We start from the raw sequence: 2,719 nt of genomic DNA, 5'->3' as shown, positions 1-2,719 counted from the left end.
TAGCTATGCCCTGGGCTTATTCTTTGTTTTTTTTCACCATATTCTTCGCCTATCTCCCACTTCTTATTCTTGAAGAAAAAAGTCATAAACAAGATAATCCCTACTGGCTTTTCAATTACTCATTTTTAGCTTTTCTTGTATGGAACACACTTTCGTATTGGTGGGTAGCAGAAGCTCAACTGGTAGGATCTATTCTAATTATCATCATCAACTCAGCCATTCAGGCTACAGTCTTCTGGCTGATTTCAATTACAAGAAAGCAACTTAAAATCTCCATTCTCTTTCCCTTCCTAATCATAGGATTAGGCTTCGAATATTTTCATACACAATGGGATTTAGCCTGGCCTTGGCTCAACTTAGGCAATGCATTTGCTGCTCAGCCTAAACTGGTGCAATGGTACGAATACACTGGCGTACGTGGAGGGAGTCTGTGGCTGATCTTAATCAATATTGCTCTATTTGCACTGTTTAGAAAAAGAAATATCAGAAACTTAACAGGAGCTCTACTACTATTTATGATACCCATAAGCAGCTCTCTTTTTCTCTACAAGCAAACTGAAATATCTGTTTCTAGCAAAAGCTGCTCACTTATTCAGCCGAATCTCGATCCGTATACCGAAAAGTTCGATTCGAAAAATGAAGAAAAACATCTCAAGGCGTTTTTTGAGATTGCTGATTCAATTCTTCAAAAAGAAGAGTGTGATTTTTTATTAGGACCTGAGACGATGATTCTTCAAGGGATAAATGAGGCAACTCCTACAGAATCGAAAGCTTTTAATAAACTTCTCAAGCTACAAAAGGCTTATCCTAAGACTGATTTCTTCCTTGGGGTACACAGCTACCATAAACTTGCTGATAGAATCCCTGCTGGCAGTCGATACAATACTGAAAAAGATTACTATTACGAGGCTTTCAATTCAGCATTATTCCTTGATCAAACGAATAAATTAAATTTCTATCACAAAACGAAATTGGTTCCACTTTTCGAACGTATGCCCTTTGTGCAATACTTAAGTTTCCTGGGAAAATACTCCTTAGAACTGGGTGGCTACAATGGGACTTATAGCAATAGAAACACAGTTGATACTTTTACAACAAGTGACTCAACTGAGCTTATTCCTATCGTTTGTTTTGAATCCGTTTTTGGAGACTATTGTGCTCAAAGGGTAAATGGCGTGCCTGGATTCTTTTGCATGATTACCAATGATGGCTGGTGGAAAAACTCTTTGGGTTATAAATACCATTTCGATTTCTCCCGCTTACGTGCCATAGAAAACAGACGCGAAATTGTAAGGGTTGCGAACAATGGAATTTCAGCAATTATTAATTCAAAAGGAGAAATCGTCAAGCAAACAAAATGGTGGACAAAAGATATCCTGAGAGGTGATATTAAATTATTCTCCAGAAAAACTTTCTATTCCACACATGGAGATTACTTAGGTAGAACGGCTGCATTTTTTGCCATCCTTTTATTAATCTTTGTTAAAATCAAAAGGATAACTCGACCTAAACACTAATATTCAATTAAGCCTTCTTATTTTTGAAAATCAGTAGTCCAAAATTTATCCGATGAATTATAAATACCATGAAAAATCATCGAATAAATAAAGGCAGCTTTTAATGGTCATTTGGTATACTAACTGTAAATTATATCTCAATTTAAAACGAAATAATCTAAATATGAAGTCACTCCTAAAAATTACCTTACTGGCTATAATCAGTTTAGGTATTAGCTTACATGCAAAAGCAGAAACAAAGACAAAAAAAATAACAAAGACATATTCAGCTAGCTCTAACTTAAAAGTCGATACTCGATATAGTCGAGTTGAGTTTAGGGCTTGGGATAAAAATGAAATCAAATTTGAGATTGAAATTTCAGCAGAAGGAAATAAGGCCGAGAAAATCCAAACAATGCTCGATAATATCACTATTGACATGACTGAAGGAGATGATTTAATTATTGCTAAAACCGTTTTTGGCGATTTTTTCAGCTTCAAAAAATTAAGCAACTCCATTTTTAATAAAGGTAAAGTTAAAATTAACTATACGATTTACCTTCCTTCAGATACAAAGCTTGATTTAGTTTTAAAGGATTCACGATCATTTATTGCCAACCATTCTGGCGACATCAAGCTCGACTTAACCTATACCGAACTTACTGCTGAAAATTTATCTGGGAAAAATAATTTTGAATTACACTCAAACAGCTTTCTGAAAATTGGCAAGATTAATGAAGTTGAACTAAATATTGGTGGATCTGAAATCAATATTGAAGAGGCTAATAAAATTACTGGTGACAGTCGTGATTCAGAGTATAAACTTGGAAGCGTAGACAATATGAACATGATATCTTCTCGAGATAAATTTGATATCAAGGAGATTGAATCTCTTTATGGTTCTTCAAGTCTATCTAAGTTTGACATCAGCCATTTGGGAGGAGAAGTTGATTACGATATCAGTTTTGGCCACTTGTACATTTTTAATGTCGACTACTTATTCTCCTTTGTAAAGCTTGACTCTAAATTTGGTAACCTGGGATTAAGCTTCAGCAATAAAGCAAACTTTGACTATGAGATTGATCATCGTGCAGTTAAGTTTGATAAAACAAGCGCCTTTGATTTAGAGTCGGATAAAACTATGGATGGAAAGAAAGCCATATCTAAAGGTAAGTTCGGTTCTAAAAAAACCTCATCAAAAGTAAATATCAGAGCAAACAACT

At 34.8% G+C, this 2,719-nt stretch carries 2 protein-coding genes; both read left to right on the top strand.

The window, feature by feature from the left end; genetic code table 11:
- On the top strand, positions 1-1,517 hold a 1,517-nt coding region (gene lnt / locus ABY905_RS16170; protein ID WP_372645738.1), incomplete at its 5' end, for an apolipoprotein N-acyltransferase.
- A gap of 163 nt (positions 1,518-1,680) precedes the next feature.
- The coding region (locus ABY905_RS16165; RefSeq protein WP_372645736.1) for a hypothetical protein at positions 1,681-2,719 on the top strand (1,039 nt) is incomplete at its 3' end.

Origin of the sequence: Ancylomarina sp., assembly GCF_041555295.1 — a bacterium.
Lineage (GTDB): Bacteria > Bacteroidota > Bacteroidia > Bacteroidales > Marinifilaceae > Ancylomarina.
This window is presented reverse-complemented; position numbering and strand designations above follow the sequence as displayed.